At 38.8% G+C, this 24,127-nt stretch carries 23 protein-coding genes; 13 read left to right on the plus strand and 10 right to left on the minus strand.

Features of this window, described 5'->3' with window-relative positions; translation table 11 throughout:
* Window positions 1-585 precede the first annotated feature (585 nt).
* From V5M37_RS06685 to nadR, 4 genes are all read left to right on the plus strand, one after another.
* Window positions 586-1,767, plus strand: a complete 1,182-nt coding sequence (locus V5M37_RS06685; RefSeq protein ID WP_423801311.1) for a NupC/NupG family nucleoside CNT transporter — start codon at window positions 586-588, stop codon at window positions 1,765-1,767.
* A 443-nt stretch (window positions 1,768-2,210) separates the two neighbouring features.
* The gene (locus tag V5M37_RS06690) at window positions 2,211-2,981 is read left to right on the plus strand and encodes an NUDIX domain-containing protein (protein WP_423801312.1); all 771 of its coding nucleotides are present in this window, start codon (window positions 2,211-2,213) and stop codon (window positions 2,979-2,981) included.
* 61 nt (window positions 2,982-3,042) lie between these two features.
* The gene (gene pnuC / locus V5M37_RS06695) at window positions 3,043-3,741 is read left to right on the plus strand and encodes a nicotinamide riboside transporter PnuC (protein WP_423801313.1); all 699 of its coding nucleotides are present in this window, start codon (window positions 3,043-3,045) and stop codon (window positions 3,739-3,741) included.
* On the plus strand, window positions 3,738-4,766 hold the full coding sequence (nadR, locus tag V5M37_RS06700) for a multifunctional transcriptional regulator/nicotinamide-nucleotide adenylyltransferase/ribosylnicotinamide kinase NadR (RefSeq protein ID WP_423801314.1): 1,029 nt from the start codon (window positions 3,738-3,740) through the stop codon (window positions 4,764-4,766). Before pnuC ends, nadR begins: the two co-directional genes overlap by 4 nt.
* A gap of 592 nt (window positions 4,767-5,358) precedes the next feature.
* Here the strand turns inward: nadR and V5M37_RS06705 are convergent.
* Window positions 5,359-6,579 (minus strand): YbfB/YjiJ family MFS transporter, encoded by a 1,221-nt coding sequence (locus V5M37_RS06705; protein WP_423801315.1) that lies wholly within the window; start codon window positions 6,577-6,579, stop codon window positions 5,359-5,361.
* A gap of 130 nt (window positions 6,580-6,709) precedes the next feature.
* Between V5M37_RS06705 and V5M37_RS06710 the strand changes: the two genes are divergently transcribed.
* Complete coding sequence (locus V5M37_RS06710; protein WP_423801316.1) at window positions 6,710-7,591, plus strand: LysR family transcriptional regulator; 882 nt, start codon at window positions 6,710-6,712, stop codon at window positions 7,589-7,591.
* A gap of 298 nt (window positions 7,592-7,889) precedes the next feature.
* Here the strand turns inward: V5M37_RS06710 and V5M37_RS06715 are convergent, their stop codons facing one another.
* Both V5M37_RS06715 and V5M37_RS06720 read right to left on the minus strand, forming a co-directional pair.
* A complete protein-coding gene (locus V5M37_RS06715) occupies window positions 7,890-9,059 on the minus strand; it encodes an MFS transporter (RefSeq protein WP_423801317.1) in 1,170 nt (389 codons plus the stop codon).
* A gap of 380 nt (window positions 9,060-9,439) precedes the next feature.
* Window positions 9,440-9,868, minus strand: a complete 429-nt coding sequence (locus V5M37_RS06720) for a VOC family protein (RefSeq protein ID WP_423801318.1) — start codon at window positions 9,866-9,868, stop codon at window positions 9,440-9,442.
* 138 nt (window positions 9,869-10,006) lie between these two features.
* Between V5M37_RS06720 and V5M37_RS06725 the strand changes: the two genes are divergently transcribed.
* Window positions 10,007-10,471, plus strand: a complete 465-nt coding sequence (locus V5M37_RS06725; protein ID WP_423801319.1) for a hypothetical protein — start codon at window positions 10,007-10,009, stop codon at window positions 10,469-10,471.
* Between the two features lie 29 nt (window positions 10,472-10,500).
* On the opposite strand, the gene ppsA is transcribed toward V5M37_RS06725, so the two are convergent.
* Entirely contained in the window at window positions 10,501-13,101 is a 2,601-nt protein-coding gene (ppsA, locus tag V5M37_RS06730; RefSeq protein WP_423801320.1) for a phosphoenolpyruvate synthase, read from the minus strand.
* 358 nt (window positions 13,102-13,459) lie between these two features.
* Between ppsA and V5M37_RS06735 the strand changes: the two genes are divergently transcribed.
* From V5M37_RS06735 to arsC, 3 genes are read left to right on the plus strand one after another with little or no spacing between them, the layout of a single operon-like run.
* Window positions 13,460-13,807, plus strand: coding sequence for an ArsR/SmtB family transcription factor (locus tag V5M37_RS06735; RefSeq protein ID WP_423801321.1), 348 nt, complete (start codon window positions 13,460-13,462; stop codon window positions 13,805-13,807).
* 28 nt (window positions 13,808-13,835) lie between these two features.
* Window positions 13,836-14,477, plus strand: coding sequence for an MIP family channel protein (locus V5M37_RS06740; RefSeq protein ID WP_423801322.1), 642 nt, complete (start codon window positions 13,836-13,838; stop codon window positions 14,475-14,477).
* A gap of 13 nt (window positions 14,478-14,490) precedes the next feature.
* Window positions 14,491-14,910: an arsenate reductase (thioredoxin) gene (gene arsC, locus V5M37_RS06745; protein WP_423801323.1), complete on the plus strand. Its 420-nt coding sequence runs from the start codon at window positions 14,491-14,493 to the stop codon at window positions 14,908-14,910.
* A 92-nt stretch (window positions 14,911-15,002) separates the two neighbouring features.
* On the opposite strand, the gene V5M37_RS06750 is transcribed toward arsC, so the two are convergent.
* The 4 genes from V5M37_RS06750 to V5M37_RS06765 all read right to left on the minus strand — a co-directional run bounded on the left by V5M37_RS06750 (window position 15,003) and on the right by V5M37_RS06765 (window position 16,767).
* Window positions 15,003-15,128 carry a hypothetical protein gene (locus V5M37_RS06750; RefSeq protein WP_423801324.1) on the minus strand — a complete coding sequence of 42 codons (126 nt, stop codon included), beginning with the start codon at window positions 15,126-15,128 and terminating at the stop codon, window positions 15,003-15,005.
* Window positions 15,129-15,142: 14 nt separating this feature from the next.
* Window positions 15,143-16,009 (minus strand): permease, encoded by an 867-nt coding sequence (locus tag V5M37_RS06755; protein WP_423801325.1) that lies wholly within the window; start codon window positions 16,007-16,009, stop codon window positions 15,143-15,145.
* Window positions 16,010-16,042: 33 nt separating this feature from the next.
* Window positions 16,043-16,252, minus strand: coding sequence for a hypothetical protein (locus tag V5M37_RS06760; protein ID WP_423801326.1), 210 nt, complete (start codon window positions 16,250-16,252; stop codon window positions 16,043-16,045).
* Between the two features lie 68 nt (window positions 16,253-16,320).
* Window positions 16,321-16,767, minus strand: coding sequence for a MarR family winged helix-turn-helix transcriptional regulator (locus V5M37_RS06765; RefSeq protein ID WP_423801327.1), 447 nt, complete (start codon window positions 16,765-16,767; stop codon window positions 16,321-16,323).
* Window positions 16,768-16,885: 118 nt separating this feature from the next.
* Here V5M37_RS06765 and V5M37_RS06770 point away from each other — a divergent pair, with 118 nt between their 5' ends.
* Complete coding sequence (locus V5M37_RS06770) at window positions 16,886-17,386, plus strand: arsinothricin resistance N-acetyltransferase ArsN1 family A (protein WP_423801328.1); 501 nt, start codon at window positions 16,886-16,888, stop codon at window positions 17,384-17,386.
* 198 nt (window positions 17,387-17,584) lie between these two features.
* Here V5M37_RS06770 and V5M37_RS06775 read toward each other — a convergent pair whose 3' ends face one another.
* The gene (locus tag V5M37_RS06775; RefSeq protein WP_423801329.1) at window positions 17,585-18,454 is read right to left on the minus strand and encodes a LysR family transcriptional regulator; all 870 of its coding nucleotides are present in this window, start codon (window positions 18,452-18,454) and stop codon (window positions 17,585-17,587) included.
* A 227-nt stretch (window positions 18,455-18,681) separates the two neighbouring features.
* Between V5M37_RS06775 and V5M37_RS06780 the strand changes: the two genes are divergently transcribed.
* On the plus strand, window positions 18,682-19,575 hold the full coding sequence (locus V5M37_RS06780) for a DMT family transporter (protein WP_423801330.1): 894 nt from the start codon (window positions 18,682-18,684) through the stop codon (window positions 19,573-19,575).
* Between the two features lie 967 nt (window positions 19,576-20,542).
* Here the strand turns inward: V5M37_RS06780 and V5M37_RS06785 are convergent.
* Entirely contained in the window at window positions 20,543-21,433 is an 891-nt protein-coding gene (locus tag V5M37_RS06785) for an AraC family transcriptional regulator (RefSeq protein ID WP_423801331.1), read from the minus strand.
* A gap of 181 nt (window positions 21,434-21,614) precedes the next feature.
* Here V5M37_RS06785 and V5M37_RS06790 point away from each other — a divergent pair, with 181 nt between their 5' ends.
* Entirely contained in the window at window positions 21,615-22,877 is a 1,263-nt protein-coding gene (locus tag V5M37_RS06790; protein WP_423801332.1) for a Zn-dependent hydrolase, read from the plus strand.
* Entirely contained in the window at window positions 22,870-24,120 is a 1,251-nt protein-coding gene (gene dpaL / locus V5M37_RS06795) for a diaminopropionate ammonia-lyase (protein WP_423801333.1), read from the plus strand. The genes V5M37_RS06790 and dpaL overlap by 8 nt, the downstream gene beginning before the upstream one ends.
* Window positions 24,121-24,127 lie beyond the last annotated feature (7 nt).

Genomic DNA, 24,127 nt, shown 5'->3' on the forward strand with positions numbered 1-24,127 from the left:
CCCAACGCTTAAATAAATGAGCGGTTCGGTCGCATATGGCTCTTCTGTGCGCCTCAACGCATGAAAAAATAGGTGGTTCGGTCGCATATGGCTATTCTATGTGCCCCAACTTTTGAAAAAATCAGCGAACCGGTAGCATATAGCCTTTCTATGCTCCCCAACTCTTGAAAAAATCAGCGAACCGGTAGCATATAGCCTTTCTATGCGCCTCAACTCTTGAAAAAATTAGCGAACCGGTAGCATATAGCCTTTCTATGCGCCTCAACTCTTGAAGAAATTAGCGAACCGGTAGCATATAGCCTTTCTATGCGCCTCAACTCTTGAAGAAATCAGCGGACCGGTCACATAAAACCTTTCTATGAACCTTTTCGCTTGAAAAAGCTCTTTCCTTTCACTCGATTAACCAGAAAATCACTCCTCTTTATTAAAGCTAATATCAATTCTATTCAAATCGTTCCATTAATTTTTTAAATAAAATTTGGACAAAATATACCAATGCTTTCTGGGGACATACTAGCTTACTACACTATAGACAATCCGGAAGGGAAACCGTACATAATGTTTCAACGCATCAGGAGGTAAAAAATGCACTATGTTATTTCAATCTTAGGTATTCTAATTGTCGTGTTTGCCGCTTGGGTGGCAAGCTCTAATCGAAAAGAGGTAAAATTTATACCCATTATTGTGATGATTGCTATTCAAATAACCTTATCCATATTGCTGTTAAATACAGAGTTTGGCCTTATCATTATCCAAGGGATTTCAAAGGTATTCAGCAAATTGCTCGATTATGCAAATGAAGGTGTTACCTTTGTGTTTGGCGGATTGGCGAATAAGGGAGAGGCACCATTTTTCTTAACTGTGCTGCTGCCAATTGTCTTCATTTCTGTATTAATAGGAATCCTGCAATATTTGAAAATTCTTCCGCTCCTTATGAGAGGAATAGGATGGTTGTTAAGTAAAGTGAATGGCATGGGAAAGCTGGAATCCTATAATGCGGTTGCGTCGTTAATGGTTGGGCAATCGGAGGTTTTCATTACGGTAAAAAAACAGCTGGGCATGCTTTCAAAACAGCGTCTTTATACGCTCTGTGCGTCGGCAATGTCTACAGTATCGATGTCGATTGTAGGCGCCTATATGACGATGCTGGATCCCAAATATGTCGTCACAGCATTAGTTCTTAATTTATTTGGCGGTTTTATCATTGCTTCGATTATTAATCCGTACGAGGTAAAGCCAAGCGAAGATATTTTGGAGATTCAAAATGCGGAAAAACAGTCTTTTTTTGAGATGTTGGGAGAGTATATCCTGGATGGCTTTAAGGTTGCCGTTATTGTTGGTGCGATGCTGATTGGGTTTATTGCTCTAATGGCGGCCATCAATCATGTATTCGAGTTATTGTTCAGCATTTCTTTTCAGCAGTTATTAGGGTATCTCTTTGCCCCTATCGCTTTTATGATGGGGATTCCATTATCTGAGGCAGTCAATGCCGGTGGGATTATGGCCACGAAGCTAGTGACCAATGAATTCGTCGCGATGTTGGATTTGTCCAAAGGCACCCATCACTTCAGTGACCGTACACTTGGAATTCTGTCCGTATTCCTTGTTTCCTTCGCCAACTTCTCATCGATCGGCATAATCACCGGGGCGGTCAAGAGTTTGAATGAAAAGCAGGGGAATGTGGTGGCCCGCTTCGGCTTAAAGCTGCTTTATGGCGCTACACTAGTCAGTATCCTTTCGGGGACGATTGTAAGTATTATTTTATAAATCCCGGTAAAATAGTAGCTGGTCGAAGTTGGGAGGTTGTTAAACCAGAGTTTTAAAGACAAAAACACCTTGGTAGGAAGTGGACATGTCTAATAAAAGCGGTTTAAAAGAAATTCACCATGACTAGTATTTGAAGTGTCTAAAAAAGCATTTAATCCGTCTTGCTAGGAAAGGAGTTATTCGTAGCCACGGACGGCCCCGGTGGTGTCCCATTCCCAAAAAAGGTACCTTCTAACGTGAATAAAAACCCCAGCACTCGGTATATTGAGGCGCTGGGGCTTTTTTATTCACTGATGATCTGTACCTCACAAACTCTGAAAAACAGGACAGTGTTGTATTTTGTCGATAAATTAATGTAACATCAAATTTAAACAATGATATAATACAAATAACAATTAACAAAATGTTAATTAATAAAACAACAGAAATAGGTGAGCGAGGCTTTGTTAAATTATGATGTCAGTAAATATCGGACTCCTGATGGATATACGAGTGATATTGCCGTTTTTACGATTATTTCAATGGAAGTGGGTCCTTATAAGCCGCCCCAAAAAACATTAAAGATCATGCTGATCAAACGAGCGGAGCGGACAAAAGAAGGCGACCCCAATATTGAAGGGGGAAAATGGGCTTTGCCTGGCGGCTTTATTAAGCCAACGGAAACGGCCTATGATGCAGCCGTTCGCGAGCTAAGAGAAGAAACGGGTGTAGAAGGGCTAAAAATCAAGCACTATGGCGTATATGACAAATTTGGTCGTGACAAGCGGGGCTGGATTATCTCGAACGCCCATTATGCGATTGTACCAGAAAATAAGCTGGTTAAAAGGAAGGCAGCAGACGATGCGGCGGAGGTAGAGCTATTCTCGATGGATGAAGTGTTTCAGCTGGACCTCGCTTTCGATCACAAGCAAATTATTGATGACGCTTTGTGGTTTATCAAAAAGGATATGTCATTAACAACGCTTGCCAAAAACTTTTTGCCAAAGGAATTTGTTCTTTCCGAGCTGCAGGGTGTGTTGCTGACCGTCATGGATGAGCCTTGGCTAAAGCTCGATTCTCAATTTTTTAGAAAAGCTCCAACGCTCCCTTTTATTGAAAAAGTAGAGAAGGATGGGGAGCCGCAAAAAACCAATCGTTGGTCAAAGAATAAAGCACAGCTGTATCGATTCAATGATTTTGATCCTTATGTATCCATTTATAATGCCAAATACTAATTTTTTTTCATCATTACAATTAACAATTTGTTAATTGATAATTATAAGGGAGCGATTGAAAATGAAGATTCTCAAAGACTGGACCATATTTGAAAAGCTATGGCTTGTTACGTTTACGCTTGTGAATGTGTATTTGTTTTTTGCTTGGGACGATACGATTCTGGGGTTAATCACCTCGATTTCAGGAATGCTTTGTGTCGTGCTTGTAGCCAAAGGGAAGGTGAGTAATTACTATTTCGGTATTATCCAAACCGGAACCTATGCCTACATCTCATACGGATATGGCCTTTACGGTGAGGTCATGCTGAATGCCTTGTTTTATTTTCCACTCCAGTTCGTTGGCATCTATTTATGGAAGAATCATAAAACGGAACACACCGTAAAAGGGGAAGAAATTCAAATCAGTTCTTTGACGAAAAAAGGGTGGGGAATTACGCTTTCGGTATTTCTGGTCATCTTTGTTCTATACGCTTACCTGCTCGAAAAATTAGGAGGCAATGTCGTCTGGATCGATTCCGCTTCAACGACATTATCGGTGATTGCCCAAATACTGATGCTAAAAAGATTAACGGAACAGTGGTTATTTTGGATTGCGGTCAATGTGCTTTCGATTGCCCTTTGGGTAAAGGCCTTAATTTTACAGGATGGAAACGATGTCTCCATGCTTGTGATGTGGTCGGCTTTTCTGATCAACAGTATATACGGCTATTACAACTGGTCTAAAGTTTATAAACAGCAGAAGGGAGAGGCGATGTCATGAAGAAGATTGGCTTTTACGGTGGAAAGTTTTTGCCTTTGCATCAAGGTCATGTGTACGCCATCATCAAAGCTTCCACAATGGTTGATGAATTGTATGTGGTCTTGTCACATAGTGAAAAAAGGGATCAGGCATTGTGCAAGGGGAGCAAGCTTTCCTATATTCCAAGTCGGATCCGGCTGCGTTGGCTTTCTCAACTGACGAAGGAGATGGAACACGTCAAGATCGTGGAAGTGGAAGATCATGACGGTGATGAGGATTACAATTGGAAGGAAGGAGCCTTGAAAATAAGAGAGGTAATCGGGCAGGAAATTGATGTGGTGTTTAGCTCTGAAACCGACTATGACCCGATTTTCAAAGAGCTTTATCCTAAAGCAAAACACATCTTGATTGATGCAAAAAGGAAACAATGCCCCATTTCAGCAACGGAGATTAGGAATAAAGGAGTCTTTCATTATTGGGACTACATTCCCGAGGTAGCGAGACCTTATTTTAACAAAAAGGTAGTCATTTTAGGGACGGAAAGCTGTGGAAAATCGACACTTACGAGGAATCTAGCACTTATCTATAACACGACTTATGTAAACGAATACGGCAGAGAGTACTGTGAAGATTTGGGAGGCTGTGATGGAATTATTTTAGAGGAAGATTACCCGATCATTGCCTATGGTCATAAAATGAAAGAATATGAAGCTATTAAACAGGCGAATAAAATCGTTTTTATTGACACTGAAGCAGTGGTCACTCAATTTTACTCAGAACTTTATAACCAGAAACACCAGCAGGTCTTGAATGAAATCGCCCGGATTCAACAGTATCATCTATGCCTATTTTTAGAGCCTGACGTCAAATGGGTAGATGACGGATTAAGGGTGCATGGAGAACAACAGGTCCGAGAAGAAAATAATCAGCGGTTGAAGGAATTATTGAAGGAAAACGGAATCGAGTTCGTAAGCATCAGCGGAACCTATCAGGAACGGCTGGAAAAAGCAATTGAGGTGATAGGGGGAATGTTTGAGGGTGTATAGTTACTTATTTGAATTAGGAAAGCTATTTTGGTGAAGTATCATCTGTTGAGGGACTCCTTCCGTTGGGGAGTTATAGACCTTTTATAACTCCCTGAATGGAAGGCCACATACCCGTTCGGGAGTTATGAACCTTTTATAACTCCCTGAATGGAGGGCCACATGCCCGTTCGGGAGTTATGAACCTTTTATAACTCCCTGAATGGAGGGCCACATTACCCGTTCGGGAGTTATGAACCTTTTATAACTACCTGAACGGAAGGCCACATACCCGTTTGGGAGTTATGAACCTTTTATAACTCCCTGAATGGAGGGCCACATACCCGTTCGGGAGTTATGAACCTTTTATAACTACCTGAACAGAGGGCCACATACCCGTTCGGGAGTTATGAACTACCTGAACAGAGGGCCACATACCCGTTTGGGAGTTAAGAACCTATTATAACTCCCTAAATGGAGGGCCACATTCCCGTTGGGGAGTTAAGAACCTTTTATAACTCCCTGAATGGAGGGCCACATTCCCGTTTGGGAGTTAAGAACCTATTATAACTACCTGACCAGAGGGCTACATTCCCATTCGGGAGTTAAGAACCTTTTATAACTCCCTGAATGGAGGGCCGCTTTCTCGTTCGGGAGTTATGAACGATGTTTCTAAGTTTGTCATTCTGTCAAATCGAATACCACTTACAAGTAACATAGATCCAATGAATACTACGCTAGCAGCTCCAATCAACGCTATATTAAAACTTTGAGAATAAGATAATAGAATTCCGGCGATTGTTGGGCCAATCATTTGACCAGCAGCATAGATTGCGGTTAGAGAACCAATCATTCGACTGCTATTTGATGGACTCATTTGGCGTGCCAATGTTGTGGCAAGTGTGGTAATACCCATAAAAGTTGCTCCAAATAAGAAAGCACTTATCATTAAACTGGATTGGGTCAACCAGAAGACAGGCAGTGCAATTCCGATTGATTGAAAAACCATCGCAATGACTAATGATCTTACAAATCCCCACTTTTTTGCGAGGGTTGACCATACGATACAGGATGGAATTGCACCTAAGCCAACGACCATCCAGACAATTGCAGGGTCCATGCTAAAGATTGAGGTCTTTTCAGCAATTGACACAATAAATGTCCCTGTTACAATATAGCCTAATCCTTCTAGTCCATAGGCAATAATTAACCAAGGAAGCCATTTTAGGGGTGGAGCTTGTATAGTAACCATTTGTTTATCCTGTACCTTCGAGCTTGGGGAATCTTTAAGCCAAAACCATACAAAGATCGTAAGGATACCGCTTATAATGGCTAGTCCTATCCATACACCTTCCCACGCAAATAAATCGTTAAAACTCGGTATAAAGAGCGTCGAAAAAAAGATTCCAAAGCCTACCCCTGCATAAAAATAGCCTGCCCAATTTGTTTTTCCTACAAAAGCCAGTTTATCTAGAACAATACTGGAAGCTAATACAAAAATGAATGCACTAGACACTCCTGAAATAAAGCGAATGATGAGCATCCCTGTGTAGGAGTGAGTCAGCCCCATCAAGCAAGTGGTAATAATACTTACCGCAAGACTAATTCTTAAATAAAATGTTCTATGCGTTTTCAAAGGGAGAACTCCTGCTAAAATGGCCCCGGCAAAGTACCCTGCATAATTGCTTGAAGCGAGGTATCCCGCAACTGCATCAGTAAAGGCAAGAGCCTTCTGCATGAGCGGTAAGATTGGAGTATAAGCAAACCTTCCGATTCCCATCGCAATCATTAATGAAAAAATTCCCCCAATCAAAAATAAAAAAGGGCTTTTATTCAAATTTTCACCTTCAATTATAATAATTTTATTATATTTTTATCTTATCTGTTTTTTGCCATATGCTATAATACTAAAAAATGATGTACCGATATCACTTTTCTATATATCAAAACAGGAAGAGGCGATAACTATGGATTTGCAAGCATTGAGATTTTTTCAAGCTGTTGCAGAGTTAGGAAGCATTTCGAAGGCAGCGAGGGAAATGAACTACGCACAATCTAATCTCACTGCAAGAATTCAACAATTGGAATCAGATCTTCAAACAACGCTATTTTATCGACATAACCGGGGGACTACTTTAACAGACAAAGGTAATGCATTACTTTCGTATACATATGAAGTATTTCAACTTTTAGATGAAATTCAAAACGCAATGAGTGATGATCAAACACCTAAAGGTCCTTTATTAATAGGGTCAATGGAAACGACTGCTGCGGTTCGTTTACCAACAATACTTTCAAAATTCCATCGTGAATATCCTGCTGTTGACCTTACGTTAAAAACAGGGCCAACTGAGCAAAATGTCCAGGATGTTCTACAATATGAATTAGATGGAGCTTTTGTTGCTGGACCTATTGAGCATCCAGAACTCACATTTAAAACAGTTATAGAGGAAGAGTTGGTACTGATAACGGACACGTTACATCATCCTATTTCTTCTATAAAAGAAATACAAAATCGAACAATATTGGTGTTTCGTAATGGCTGTTCGTATCGGGCAAGGTTTGAAGAATGGTTACATCATGAAGGGGTGATTCCCGAAAAAATAATGGAATTTGGAACACTTGATGGAATTATTGGCTGTGTCTCCGCGGGACTGGGGATAAGTTTACTCCCTCGAAGTGTGGTTGATAAACATATGAAGGACAATCAACTTATCCAACATCCCATTCCAAATAGATTCGGGAAAGTCCAAACCATTTTCGTCTATCGTAAAGATAAATATATGTCAGCTTCTTTGAGGGTCTTTATAGAAATGTTGAGTAATGAAAATACAACAATCAAAGTTTAAAATGATTTAAAAACAAGTAAACGATATTAGACAGGTCAATGTTTTGTCAAAGCATTGGCTTTTTTTTTATTTTAAAATTACTAACTAAAAAATAATAACTTTCATAAAGATTTCATTTTTGATTGTTAAATTGTAATTAAGAAATCAAAAGAAGGAATTTTAAATGGAACGGGTCAAGTTTATTTTTACGGGAATCGGTGTATTGGTGGCATCTGGCGTTTTAATTTTGTTTGGAAGTTTATTTTAATAGAAAAGTGCCAGGTAGCAACCAATTATTTGGAAGCTACCTGGCACTTTCTCAAATTGCGCTCTTTGGTTTATAAGAAAACTTTTTCTTACTGCGAACAGAAATGACTACAGTAATGAAAGATAAGATGATGAATATTCCGCCTGCAAATGGAATTACATTGACTGAAAGTGTATCAACTATTCCAGCTCCAATAACTGAACCGGCAGCAACACCTAAATGAAGAGATGAATTATTCAAGCTTTGCTGAATTTCTGATGATTCAGGCGCTGTATCAATCAAATAAGATTGCATGGCCGGTGAAATCGCCCAACTGAGCATCCCCCATAAGATCAAGATGAGGAAAAATATTGGATAGAATTCTGTTGTATATGGAAATACAAAGAATAAAACACTAAAAACTGCTAGAGCAATTACCATTGTTTTTCGTGAGCCCAATAAATCTGCCAGTAGTCCGCCAATTCCTCCACCGCATACAGCAGCAAAACCAAAAATTAAATAAATGACACTAACCCAATTAGCATTAAAATCAGTGGATACTTCTAAATAAGGCTTAAAATAGGCATACATAATAGAATGACCAGTCATATACAGGAATGTCGTTGTCAGCCCTAATGTGATTTTGTGATTTTTAAATGCAGCAAGCTGTTGCCTTAACGGAATTTGAGGTTTTGGTTCTACACGTCCCATTAATACATGAACGCCAATAATGGATAATGCTGTCAATACAGTTATAAGGACGAATGGTGCTCTCCAGCCAAAACTAGTTCCCATTATAAGCCCGATCGGTACCCCTAAAACTAACGAAGCACTTACTCCTACGGAGACAATCCCAATAGCCCTGCCTTTATACTGTTCTCCTGCTAAGCTAGGAGCCATAACTAGACACAAGATGATTAATAGCGCTCCACTTAACCCTAAAATAATTCTTCCTAAAAACAAAATAGAAAAAGTAGGGGCAAATACTGTTACGATACAACCAATTAAAAATATGTATAAGCAAACTAATGTGAGCCGTTTTCTTTCTATTTTTGCTGTCATAACAAGTAAAATTGGCGATGCAACGGCAAAAATGACAGCAAAAACAGTGATCAGCAAACCGGCTTGCCCGATGCTTACATATAAATCCTCTGCAATTAAATCTAAAATGCCGCTAATGATCAGTTCAACCATTCCTATTACAAAGGATATGATCATTAAAAAATAAATCCGCTTATCCATGTTTTCTTCCTTCCTAATTAGATCCCACACTATATACTATCTTTTGATGAAAGTTTACTCAAGAATAAGATAATAAATGCCATTTCGCTGCCGTTTTAACATTTTTACTAGTAAGAACCGACAAAGTACCAGTTTTTCTCCCTTTTAACTATTTCTTTGAAATCGCCATCGAACGCATTTTTTAAAGGCTTTTCGTCGCTAGGCGTATATACGAATCCTGAAAAGTTATCCAATATCCCACGATAGATAAAAAGAGAATGTTAAAACATTCTTTTTCAAGTAACGGTGCTGAAACACAATAAAAAAGCCTAATTTCTCGGAACTCTAGGGAGGAATTAGGCTTTTAATTATTGGCCAGATACTTATGAATTACCGTTAATTTATTTGATTTTCTCGGCCAACTCTAGAATAATTCCCTCCGGTCCACGAACGAAGCATAACTTATAACTATCTTCATATTGTTGTATTTCACTAAGGATCTCTGTACCTTTCTTTTTCAATTTGGCAACAATAGCTTCAATATCTTCAACAGCAAAGGCAATATGGGTTCCCAAATTATTTGCAAAAGGTTGCTGAATTTCTCTTTCGTCTGACGACGAATAAAATTTGATTAGCTCTATCCATGCCTGACCGTCTGGCGTCCGCAATCCTACACAAGCTACTTTAACGTCATCAAGCCCAACTACCTGATCTATCCACTTTCCATCCCATTCCCCTTGCACTTCAAGGCCAAAATCGACAAAAAACTCTATAGCAGCAGAGAGATCATTTACGATTATACCTACATGATCCATTCTGTGGATCTTCATATTTCATCCTCCTATGTTCCTGTTATTTTGCAATAAAACAATCCACATGTTCAATTAGAAGATTCACTCAAATGTATATATTCCTATTTTAAACAAAATATAAAGATGTTAAAAAAGGTTGAAAAAGAGGCGATCTGTGTGAAAAATATCTTAATGCTAGCTTTCATGTTTTTCTTTTTAACTATACCAAGTGTTGTCCAAGGAGAAGAATACAATAAAAAAAGTTTACAAGATGATTTATATAACGTAACGAATGATGTAACTCAAGAACAACATTTAAAACATTTTATGCTGAATTTAATTAACAAGGAAATCATTCTAGCAACAAGAGAGTATTATAAAGATCAAAACATTTCTGGTATGGCATTTGACTGGGCGAAAAACTACAATGTTGTTGAGGTAACAGAGCCTCAAGTAACAGGAGAAAATACGGAATATCCATTTATAGTTAAAGTAAATGTCATTCCTGCTAACGAGAAACCCTTAGGGACTGATACTCTAACCTTCGGTATAATCGTCGATAGCCATCCCGACAAACCAGAAAACCCCTCCATTATCAGTAAGCTTTTAAAATATGAACATAAGGATTTACCAAAGGAGTAGTTTACTCCTTTGGCTTTTTATTTAAGACATTACAATATTTCTATATACCCTTCTGTTCCATGTACACGAATTCGTTGTCCATCTTTGATCAGTTTGGTCGCATTGTCCACCCCTACAACTGCTGGTAAGCCATATTCACGTGCGATTACTGCGCCATGGGTCATCAGGCCGCCAACCTCGGTGACGAGGCCTTTTATCGATACAAACAATGGTGTCCAACTAGGGTCTGTAAAGGTGGTGACTAATATATCTCCATCTTCTAGATCGGCATCTTCCATGTTTAAGATGACACGAGCGCGCCCCTCTATCACTCCAGAAGAAACAGGCAGGCCTACAATTGCTTCGGCTGGGAGATTTTCTCGTTTGTACTTACCTGTAATGATTTCACCATCGGATGTAATAACACGCGGAGGAGTCAGTTTTTCATATAATTTGTACTCGTCTATTCGTTTGCTGATAATATGGTAATCCAGTTCATTTGTTCGTACGACATCAAGAAGTTCTTCAAAAGTGAGGTAGTATATATCTTCCTTTTCATGAATTACGCCCGTTTTCACGAGTAGTTCGGCTTCTTTCAGTAAAGCCTGCTTATAAACGAAGTAGCGATTGATCATGCCGTATTTCGGATATTCCCTATAACCGATGAAATTCCGGATTAGGTTAATCATACGTTTTGTTTCTTTGGCCTTTTGTTCACCATCTGGTAATTGCTTCAATCGTTCTAATAGCTCTTGTTCTTTTTTCAACGCTTCCTGCCGTCCTTGCTCAAATTTCCGCTTGCTGGCATAAGGCTCAAAGTTTTTGATGTTACCAAGAATCAATGGGACAAGAGTAATTGGTTTTTCACTCCAACGGCTTCTGGTCATATCGATTTCTCCGGCACATCGCATTCCGTATTTGTTGAGAAAAGCGAAGAAGGCGTCTTTAGCTTCCTGTCCACCATCAAACTTAACCAGTTCATCCAAAAAGTGATCATCTTTTACATGGTGTAAATAATCAATTACTTCTGGATAAGGACGAATCACATCTGCGACATCCAAAAGTGCAAGACCCATTTCCGAAGTAATATTGTTTGGTACAGATTGAGAAAGTGTGTCTGCTGCGTTTTTTTCACCTAACCACTCGTTCATTTTTTCATTGATCCATGTTGAAGCATTCATAGCAGCCATAAATACTGCTGTACTTTGTTGGTCAAATAAAATCTTCTTTAATTCCTGTATATCTTCTAGAATAAAATCAAATAAATCAGATCCTGACTTCGTTTGGATGTTTTGTTTTAACTCTTCTATGGATGTTTGATTTTTCTTAATCAAATCAGAAACGATTGTTGGATTGTTTTCGATTTGTGCCAGCCTATCGGTATTGCCACTAACGGGCCTCGGTGCTTCATTTTCATTTGGTAATAATTTTATAAAATCTCCACGCTCAATGATGTTCATAATGGCGTCTTTCATGAGTGGATCGTGTTGTCCCATCATATTTAATAACATGTTTCTACTAGCAGGCGAAGCTAATTGACGTGCGATATCAACAAACAACCTTCCACCAGCTTTCCGCATCGGTGCATTAGTTGTGAATAGGAAAAAAGACAATCCCAATGGTTTGATGGGGTCTGTCATCATTTGCTGATGGCCGACAGATATAAAGACGTGGTTTTCTTGATCATTCGTTTCAGGGATGGGAAAAAGAGTCGTGACTGGACGGCTTTGGACAATATAAAAGGTATCATCAACCAAACACCATTCGATATCTTGCGGACAACCAAAATAAGCTTCGATCTGTCTTCCAATGCGTGCCAGTTGTAAAATTTGTTGGTCAGTAAGTGTTTGCGTCTTTTGCTGATCAGGAGCGATCTCGTGTGTCTCGGTCCCGCCTTCTTTTCGTCCATAAATAGCCAATTTTTTGGCTGTTATCATTTTATCGACGATTTCCTCTTCCTGCACTTTATAACAATCCGCAGATACCAAGCCAGAGACCAGTGCTTCTCCGAGCCCAAAACTGGCATCGATAGACAGAAGCTTTCGGTTAGAAGTAATCGGATCAGCGGTAAATAATATCCCTGAAGCCTGTGGGAATACCATCCGTTGAATGATAACGGATATATAAACTTGTTTGTGGTCAAATCCGTTTTGCATCCGGTAGATGACCGCACGATCTGAAAATAGGGAAGCCCAACATTTGCTGATATGATGCAGGATGGCTTCTTTTCCAATGATATTTAAATAGGTGTCTTGTTGTCCGGCAAAGGAGGCATGTGGTAAATCTTCAGCAGTCGCACTAGAACGAACTGCATAAGCATGTTCTTCGCCAAACTGGGAGAGATAGTGAGCAACGGCGGACGCAACATCGAAAGGAATTTCAACTTCCATAAGGATTTGTCGTATCTTCATGCTGATTTCTCCAATTTGTTTTCGATCCTCTACTTTTAGCCGTGTTAGTTGATCCAACAATGCTTGAAACGTTTCGTTTTGTTCGATGGCTTTTTGATAGGCAATTGTTGTCACACAAAATCCTTCGGGTACTTGTATTCCTTGAATTTTTGATAATTCCCCTAAATTTAATCCTTTACCGCCAACGAGCAAATGCTGCGTTTTGTCCATTTCCTGAAATCCGAGAACCAAAGAACTCATTCTACATCTCTCCCAACCAGTAATGTACTATTGATTTTAGCTGTCATAAATAAGAATAAACAGTCTATAATAACCATTTTTTAGATGTTATAATTAAATTAGGGAGAGTTTATTTTTTAAAAATAGCCAGTAACCTGATGCCCCGGTTCATCCCCTCGAAAGTAGTTATATCCTTTTAGCCCCATGACTAAAATCTGCTTTTTTACCAAAAGTATGAGATATTTACAGTAACTTTACAATTAACCACTTGAATTAACATGTTTATTAATCTAACATATAAGCGAACAATTATATATCAGTTTAAATCACATATAAGCAAATAGTTATTTACTTATATGAAATTATGGAGGTGTTTTTAATGTTACAATCAACTGTTGCAATTGAACAAACTGCCAACTTTTTAAAATTATTAGGCGATAAAACACGGTTAACCATTGTTGGGATTTTGAAACAACGGGAGTGTTGTGTTTGTGAATTGCAAGAAGTATTTGACATGAGTCAACCATCCATCAGCCAGCATCTACGCAAATTAAAGGATGCAGGACTTGTCAAAGAAGAGCGAAGAGGTCAATGGATTTATTATTCCTTGAACCCAGAAAATGAGCTTTATGGACTTATAGAAATTATTTTGCACCATGTACCAGACCTGAAAGATAAAATTGAAATCATTAAAAAAAGCAATCCTACACTTCGTTGTGGTTGTTAGCAATTGTATCATCAAGGAGATAATGGAAATGGAAAAAAGGTTAATTAGCGAATTTTTAGGAACATACTTTCTGGTTTTTGCTGGAACAGGGGCAGTGGTTATCAATACGATTACTAAAAGTTTAACTCATGTAGGAATAGCCCTTACATTTGGACTTGTAGTCATGGCATTAATTTTTACATTTGGTCATCTCTCTGGTGCACACTTCAATCCTGCTGTTACAATTGGTTTTTTAATACATGGGGAAATTAAAATGAGAGAAGCACTTTATTATATTATTATCCAAGTTATTGCAGGTATTGCAGCGAGTGCAACATTGTTAAGTTTATTTGGAGACGTTGCTTCATTAGGGACCACCTTGCCAAAAGGTTCATGGGGGCAATCGTTTATATTGGAATTTATACTTACCTTTTTCTTAATGATGGTTATTTTCGGTTCTGCTGTTCATGGAAAAGCTGTAAAATCATTCGCAGGTATTGCGATTGGTGCAACAGTTGGTTTAGAAGCTATGTTCGCAGGTCCAATTAGTGGAGCCTCTATGAATCCTGCAAGGTCAATCGGTCCAGCAATTGTATCAGGAACAACGCAATATTTATGGGTATACATCGTCGCAACTATTTTAGGAGCAAGTTGTGCGGCATTTATTTATAAAATACTACACGAAAAATAAAGGAGAATACATCATGACTAAAAATGCAATCTACTTCTTATGTACAGGAAATTCATGTCGTAGCCAAATGGCTGAAGGATGGGCTAAGAAATACTTAGCAGATAATTGGGATGTAAAAAGTGCCGGGCTTGAAGCACATGGTTTAAACCCTAACGCTGTAAAAGCGATGAAAGAAGCTGGAATTGATATTTCGAAGCAAACTTCTGATGTAATTGACCTTGAAATTCTAAATAACGTAGATTTAGTTGTTACATTATGTGGGCATGCAGCCGATAATTGTCCTGTAACACCTCCTCATGTTAAACGAGTTCACTGGGGCTTTGACGACCCAGCTAAAGCTGAAGGTACTGATGAAGAAAAATGGGCACTTTTCCAAAGAGTACGTGATGAAATCGGGGAAAGAATTAAGCGTTTTTCCGAAACAGGGGAGTAAGATTGAATAAATGCCAGGAGGGATTCACCCTCCTGGCTTTAAAATGTGTGAGATTGCCCGTATCCAGTCTGCAAGCCAATTTTTAACTTAGCTTATTTACAGCAACTGCTTTTTTGTTCATCTTGTGATGGAACATTAGTGTCTTCTTTAACTTCCTCAATCTTAACGTTGCAGCAGGAACTTTCTTTCTTTTGAAAAAGACTTTTAAAAATACTCATGTTAAATACCCCCCTTAAATAATGTAAAATAGAAATCCTGATATAGTAGACATCGTAAAGACTGAACCAACGAAGGTAAATACGAGTTTCTTTTTGAAGATGCTATTTAATAAAGTTAGCTCTGGTAGACTTGCGCCTGCTGAACTGATCATGAGAGCCATCACTGGCCCCAAAGCCATCCCTTTGGCAATCATGATTTGGGATATTGGGATCATAGTTGAAAGTCTTATATAGAGTGGAATGCCAATAATCGCAGCGATCGGTACGAGCCACCACTTATCACCACCCATAAATGTAGAGATCCAACCTGTTGGAACGGCGCCATGAATGAATGCCCCTATAAATGCACCAATTAGCAAATAAGGATACACGCTTTTCATAAGGTGCAGCGTTTCAACTATAGCCGCTTTTAGCTGAAATTTCTTATCTGGTTCCTGGTATCCTTTTACTACGACATTTTTTATCTGTTCTTCAAAACCAAACTTTTCTAAAGTGAAACCAATAATGACGGAGAGGATGGATGTTATGACTGTGTAAGCAAAGGCAACTTTTACTCCGAGTACAGCTGTCATCAATGTGATGATGGTCGGGTCAAGAACTGGGGAGGAAAATAAGAATATCATGACAATACCAAATCGCACTTTTTTATTGAGTAGATTAACAACAACTGGTATGGTTGAACAGGAACAAAACGGCGTGATAAAGGCGAACCCTAGTGCGACAAAAGCACTTACCAATGGGTGGCTTTTTTCCATCAGCTGTTCCATCTTTTTATAGGGGATGAACCCCTGTAATAGGTTGATGAGAAAAGAGATTCCAATAAACAATAAAGTTAATTCTAAGGCAATGGTTAGAAAACTATGAAACACTTCGGACCACATAAGCAACCTCCTTATTTATAAACAGCATTCTTTTTAATTTCCGCAGCATACTTCTTGGATTTTAATTTCGCAGCAATCTGGTTTTGGAACAGCCTTTTGGTTTTTCTTAAACATATTTAAGAAATTTCTATAGAGTTTTGACGTTGGACCATTTTTCGAATACCGGCTAGCCAGCACAGCTTTCTCCATTTCTTCTTTTTTCATTTCATAATAAACTTTTAATTCCATTTCATTGAAATACATATTGCCATCTCCCTTTTACTTGCAAATTGCAAGTATTAATTTTTAATAAAAGAGCAAGTGGATCTTGCTCAAATTAACGGTTTACAACAAACAGTAGATTGTGACATTGCTTCATTTAACAGTTTAACTGAATTGATGACCATTTCTCGTTCAAACTCGCTCATATTTGAAAATACTTCGCTAAGATATTGGTTCATGTCTGCATCGATCTTTGCAGCAACGTACTTTCCCTGTGTGGTTAGGGTTAGTTGAGAAACACGTCTATCTTCAGGTAGAGGTGATTTCACAACCAGTTCCATTTTTACTAGCGTTTGAATTTGCCGGCTAAAGGTGGTTATATCCATCCCTAACGTATCAGCAACCTGTTGCATCGAAGGCTTTTCCCGGCGAAGTAATTCATAAAGGATATGGCTTTGGACGAGGGATATCTCAGCTCCGCCTACCTGACAACAGTTTTTATTTAATAGACCAAAACGCCTTGTCATGACCTGGAACAGTTCTCTAACATTTTCCATAATTTTCACCTCTGATTTATTTATATACTAATAATTTGCAATTTGCAACTAATTTTCTTTTAAAAATGGAAAATTTTTTATATAATGGTTTCAGTCATTCATTTCTAGGGGGATTATCATGAAAACAGGGTTAAAGACAAGGCTGGCAGCAGTAAGTGACGTAGAATCGATATTATATATCTATAATCAGGGTATTGAGGACAGGATTGCAACCTTGGAGGAAGACCAGAAAGATATTAAATATATGAGGGAATGGTTTAACAATCATACTGGGCGGTTTGCGGTAATCGTAGTGGAACAAGATGATGAGGTTGTTGGCTGGGCATCATTAAATCCTTATTCCAACCGGTGTGCTTATGCTGGAGTTGCCGATTTATCAATTTACATTAGACGGGATTACAGGGGAAAAGGGGTTGGTTCCGTATTGTTTAATGAAATTGAACAGGCTGCGATTAAAAATGACTTTAACAAAATTGTTTTATTCACATTTCCCTTTAATAATCTTGGGCAAGGGCTTTATAGAAAAAGAGGTTATCGAGAAGTTGGTGTATTTAAGAATCAGGGGAAATTAGATGGTCGCTTTGTGGATGTCATGATCATGGAAAAGGTTTTTGAGTAAAACTGTAAGTTTATCAAATACGGGTGCCTGGGAATTATGATTTGGATTTTCAGAAACAAACATGCATTGCTGCCTGTCTGAATCTTTTCTTCAGTTTCATAAAAGGTTCGGACCAGCGTATAGGTACGAACCCATGATTTGAAATATTTCAAACAGGCTGTCATGTGTGTTTTAATAATTTGAGTCCATCATACTCATTCACTTGATGTTCCTATATGATAAATATTCTAAAAATTTCTTGGACGCAAGGGAAAGTGATTTTTGTTCTCTCATAGCAACACCAATATTCCTGAAAGCAGGAACTTCAAGCTCTTTCGTTATAATTTTGTGAGGAATACGCTGTAATATCAATTCTGGTAATATACTGATTCCTAGCCCATTTTCCACCATAGACATAATGGCATAGTCATCCCATGTTGTAAAATTAACCTGTGGAGAAATTTGGTGCCTCACAAAAATTTCAGAGATTTCTGCTTTTGCCCCCTTTTCTAACAGCATAAACGGACTGTTCAGTAAGCCGTTGATGGGAAACTTTTCACAATTAGCAAAAGGATGATTTTGTGGTATTACTACCAGCAAACGATCTTGTTCCAAAAAGATTGTTTCTAGTTCGGCTTTTGTTGGAAGCCGCAAAAATCCAAAGTCAACACGCCCATTTAGGATCCAGCTCTCAATTTCTGTATAATCACCAAGCAGAAATTCAAAATCTATCATTGGGTAATCCTTCTTGAAAATTTTAATAATATTAGGGAGCCAATGAGATGCTACACTGGAAAATGTCCCAATTCGAATCATCCCAGATTCCATATTATTTAGTTCTTCGATCTGCCTCATTAAGATTTCATACTCATTGCAAATTCGCTTTAATTGGGGCAGTAACTTTAAACCATCCGAGGTTAAATTGATACCGGCACGTCCCCTTTCAAAAAGAGAAATCCCCCATTCCTTTTCTAAATCGTTAATCATACGGCTAATCCCAGACTGTGAATAGTCCAATATTTCGGCAGCTTTTGTAAAACTACCCAATTCTACTGCTTTGACAAATGCCAAATATTTTTGGATATTCATATTTCTTTCCTCGTCCCATCTGATTTTGTCATATATATCATGATGAACATTCGTTTTTGTAATGTATGGGATTATGATATATTTTTCCTATTCATTATTCAAGTTAGGAAAGGGAAAGGTGTTGAACGATGTCGTTTATGAGTGATGTTATGGAAAAAGCACCAGACAGCTGCAAGTCTCATAATCTGAGAATGATAAGCTGTTTCGCGGATTCGATGGAGTAGATGATGAAATCTAAAATTCAGTTTATATTATCAATGATTATTTTCGGTACAATTGGTTTAGTTGTTCGAAACATTGATCTATCTTCGAGCGAAAGAGCTTTAATAAGCAGTTTCATAGGATGCTTATTTTTACTGTTAATATTGTTCGTGATTAAGAAAAAAATATCATGGAAATTAGTTAAAGCTAATGCTTTATTTTTGATTCTTTCAGGTATTGCATTGGGAGGAAATTGGATTTTCCTTTACCAATCATATGACCATACGACAATAGCCAATGCAACGCTAGGTTATTACTTTGCACCTGTATTTGTGATGATTCTTTCTCCCTTTGTACTTCGGGAACCATTATCCATCAAGAAAATTGTGTGTATTGGTGTAGCGATCACAGGGATGTTAATGATTGTAGGAGAAGGCCTGAGAGCATCCAGCGCAGACGATCTTCTTGGACTTTCCTTTGGATTAATCGCAGCTGCATTTTATGCTGCGTTATTGCTGCTAAATAAATTTATTAAAGATATGGGAAAGTTAGAGCTGACCATCATTCAGCTTGGAACAACCATTTTACTTCTAATGCCATATGTTTTCTGGACTTCCGGCTTTGGTATCTTTGAAGTATCAAGCTCTTCCATTCCTTTTATTTTAATTTTAGGGATTATCAATACAGGGATTGGGTTTTGGTTATTTTTCTCTGGTATGGAAGGATTAAAAGGACAGAGTATAGCTATGCTCAGTTATGTCGATCCATTTGTAGCTATAATGATTTCTGCCATTATCCTGCAAGAACAAATGACAATTGTTCAAATGCTTGGAGGTGTACTGCTATTAGGCTCTACATTTGTTAGTGAAATTAGATCAACCAACTGTTCAAATCAATTATTGAAAACACCGGCTGAATAAAGTTAAACATCGTGAAGAAGTGTACTTAAAATAACGACACCTTTAGTTGAAAAAAATTAAAATAAAGAAAATGGCTCGGTTCAACTGAACTGAGCCATTTTCTTTTTAAAGAGATATTCTAAGTGGATTTGAACTCAATCTAATGACAGGTGAAGAGCAATGAGTATGGCTGAAAGAGTGTTCTTAGGTAGCCTGATGAAGCGCAGACTATATAAAAGGCTCTTTTCTAAGCGGTCTTTCTATGAGCTCCAACTCTTGAAAAAATCAGTGGTCCAGTCGTATGTAGCCTTCATATCACCCGAACAACATGGAAAGCCGGGTCCCGGTCGTTATAAAAGCTTCATAACACCCGAATGACAAGGAAAGTCAGAGCCCCGGTCGTTATAAAAGGCTGATAACACCCGAATGGTATGAAAAACTAGAGCCCCGGTCGTTATAAAAGGCTTCATAACGCCCGAACGGCGAGGAAGGTCAGAGTCCCGGTCGTTATAAAAGGCTCATAACGCCCGAACGGCGAGGAAAGTCAGAGTCCCGGTCGTTATAAAAGGCTCATAACACCCGAATGGCAAGGAAAGTCAGAGTCCTGGTCGTTATAAAAGGCTTCATAACGCCCGAATGGCAAGTAAAGTCAGAGTCCCGGTCGTTATAAAAGGCTCATAACACCCGAACGACAAGGAAAGTCAGAGTCCCGGTCGTTATAAAAGGCTTCATAACGCCCGAACGGCGAGGAAAGTCAGAGTCCCGGTCGTTATAAAAGGCTCATAACACCCGAACGACAAGGAAAGTCAGAGCCCTAGTCGTTATAAAAGGCTCATAACACCCGAACGACAAGGAAAGCTAGAGCCCCGGTCATTATAAAAGGCTGATAACACCCGAACGACGAGGAAAGCCAGAGCCTAGGTCGGTATACACAATATTGAGGAAGGAAAGTTTTGGGCAGAGAATTCCTTTTTAAGTACTAGCATGCTTAGTCATTATGCATTTTATTTTTCTTGTATGCTAAAGGAGTTATGTTCATGGAATCTCTGAATTTATTAATAAAATAACTCGTACTATTAAAACCAACTTGATAGGCAACTTCTGTAATATTAGAATCGTCTTGCTGCAGGAGATATAAGCTTTTTTGAATACGATAATCGATCACATAATTTAATGGTGTACATTTTAGAAATCGCTTGAAATATCGACAGCATTCAGAACGGCTCAGCTGACCTGCCCTTGCAATATCCTCTAACATAACTTTTTCTGTATAATGCTGTTGGATCCAGCTTAACATTTGCTTCATTCTTTGGCTCTTTACTATTTCTGTCTGAACAAACTCTAGTTTAAAACCATTATCGATTAAGTTTTTCCAAATGTACGGCAGTCTTATTGATATATCTATTTCATAGTATTGGGACTTTTGCTCAATACCTTGATATATTTCTAAAATGGCATCTAAAATGTTTTTTCCCCAAATCTCATTTGCATCTATATATAAGTAGGGTAAATTAGTCGCTTGAATATAAGGTTTTACATAAGTAGGATAGAGTTCTTGTGACAAAACAAAATAGGGTGACAGATTTAAGCAAATATAGACACAACCCGAGCGATCCTTTTCCTGTGCCATGTGCAGGCATCCACTATTGATAAACAGTCCATCACCTTCTCGAACCACGATCCAATCTTCATTTACTTGAAAAATTGCCTCCCCTTTTACGATTAACACAAATTGAATTTCGTCATGCCAATGAAGAGGAATAAGCCCATGGATATTTTGATTAATGGTGGTTTTATAACATGCAATTGGCATAACGACTGTATGGTGTTTGGTTAGCTCTTTTAAGCTTTCATCAATCATGAAGTTTTTCATTTGCATAGCAAACACCTCAATATTCTTATATTTTTCTATTCAATTTTAGTATTTTTATAGCAAATATTCAATTACCATATGATTATAATTATATATTAAAATGTGATTCACCAAACATCAGCAAAATTGCCAATATGTTTTAAGTTGTTTCTAAACAAACTTTACATGTTGAAAAGGGGAAATGAACATGATTTCAAAGTTAAATCTATCAATCAATAGTGAACGTTTACTTAACCGCTTACAAGAACTTGGCCGAACTGGTCTGGACGATGATAACAAACGAACAAGATTAGCTGCTTCAGATACAGATAAGGCTGGCCGTGACCAATTAGTCACTTGGATGAAGGAAGCTGGATTGGAAGTTGAAATCGACAGGATCGGCAATATCTTTGGTATCTGGTATGGTACCGAAAATATAAATGAAGCACCCATTATGCTAGGTTCGCACATCGACACAGTCATTAACGCAGGGATGTACGATGGATGCTATGGAGTTCTTTCTGGGCTTGAAGTAATAAACACTTTACAGGAGACAGGTTTTATTCCATCTCGTCCAATTGCAGTCGCAGCATTTACCAATGAGGAAGGAGTGCGCTATCAGCCGGACATGATGGGATCTCTTGTGTATGCTGGCGGGCTCTCAGCAGATGAGGCGCTTGCACAGGTAGGTACGGATGGCACCATTTTGGGGGAGGAACTTGAACGTATTGGCTATGCTGGTACGAAGGAGCCTGGCTTTTTAACGCCACACGCTTATATTGAGCTTCATATCGAACAAGGTCCAATTTTGGATAAAATAGGTATTCCAATTGGTGCGGTTGAGAATCTTCAAGGCATTTCTTGGCAGCGCATTACGATTGAAGGTGTTGCCAATCACGCCGGTACTACACCAACTGATATGCGGCGTGATGCAGGACTTGCCGCAGCACGGGTGATAACTTATTTACGCGATCAGGCGAACGCTTCTAATGGGCAAACTGTTGCAACGGTTGGAACTATTGAATTTAAGCCAAATGCTGTTAATGTCATTCCATCATTGGCCACCTTCACTGTGGATTTGCGTGATCCTAACGAGCAGAGACTGAGAGAGGAAGAGCAAGGACTTGCCAACTATCTCAAAGAACTTGCGGCATCGGAAGAAGTATCCATTACATCTGAACAATTGGTACGTTTTCAACCAGTAACTTTTGATGAAACAATCGTAAAATTGATAGAGCAATCTGCAGGCGGACGCGGACTCGCGTCAAGACGTATGACTTCCGGAGCTGGACATGATGCGCAAATGATGGCTCGGATTTGCCCTACAGCCATGATTTTCGTCCCAAGTATCGACGGTATTAGTCATAATCCTAAGGAGTATACAAAAGATACCGATTTGGTTGCTGGAACTAATGTTTTGCTCGAGGTAGTTAGTATTCTTGCAGTAAAGGAGGAACTTATAAATGGTTAAAGAAGTAATTACAACAAAAAACGCACCTGGAGAGATTAAATATATTCTAAATGAAAATGCGAGAAAAACAGATACTGAGAAAGCATCTGCAGCATTTATGAACCCTGAAGTTGTGGAAAAGGTAAGAAATTTTCATAAGAGTTTCCCAGAGTATAAAGTAACGCCACTTCACAGCTTAGAGAAATTGTCCAAACAATTAGGTGTCAGCCATATATGGGTGAAGGATGAATCCTATCGATTTGGACTTAATGCTTTTAAAGTATTAGGGGGTTCCTATGCTGTCGGCAAATACTCGGCAGAGAAATTAAACGTTGATATTTCCGAGCTTTCTTTTGAAAAACTAAGAAGTAATGAAGTGAGAGAGAAACTCGGGAGTATTACGTTTGTAACAGCAACGGATGGGAATCATGGCAGAGGAATTGCTTGGGCTGCTAACCAGCTAGGACAAAAATCAGTCGTATTGATGCCAAAAGGGTCTTCGGAAATTAGATTAAACAATATCCGGAAAGAAGGAGCAGAAGCCTATATAACGGATCTTAACTATGATGATACAGTTAGGCTGGCAAGCCAGAAAGCGGAAGAAAATGGCTGGGTTTTGGTACAGGATACGGCCTGGGATGGATATGAACAGATTCCAACTTGGATTATGCAGGGGTATGGAACGATCCTGGATGAAGCAGTGGAGCAGATTGCTGAAGCTGGTCAAAACCGCCCGACGCATGTGTTTTTACAAGCTGGAGTCGGGTCATTTGCTGGCAGTATGCTCGGATATTTAGTAGAGAAGTTTGGAGAAGAACGCCCTATTACCGTTATCGTCGAACCAGATAAAGCGGATTGTCTATACCAATCTATCAATGTTGGCGATGGAAAGCCACATTCCGTAACGGGAGCTTTAAATACGATTATGGCAGGTTTAGCGTGTGGGGAGCCTAGTACCACTTCTTGGGGTGTTTTAAAAGATTATGCTGAAATCTTTGTCTCATGTCCGGATCATGTGGCCGCACGAGGAATGCGAATTCTTGCCAACTCATTGGGCAGTGACCCTCAAATTGTTTCAGGTGAATCTGGTGCAGTTGGTATGGGGTTAGTTAGTCTATTGGCTGATCACGTAGCGCTCAATGAAATGAAAGAAACATTGAACCTGGATCAAAATTCGAAAATTCTTATTATCAGCACAGAAGGTGACACGGATCCAGATCATTATAGAAAAGTAGTATGGGATGGGGCCTATCCATCGGTTTAATGACTGA

The organism is Neobacillus sp. SAB-20_R2A, assembly GCF_049568635.1.
Lineage (GTDB): Bacteria > Bacillota > Bacilli > Bacillales > Cytobacillaceae > Neobacillus > Neobacillus citreus.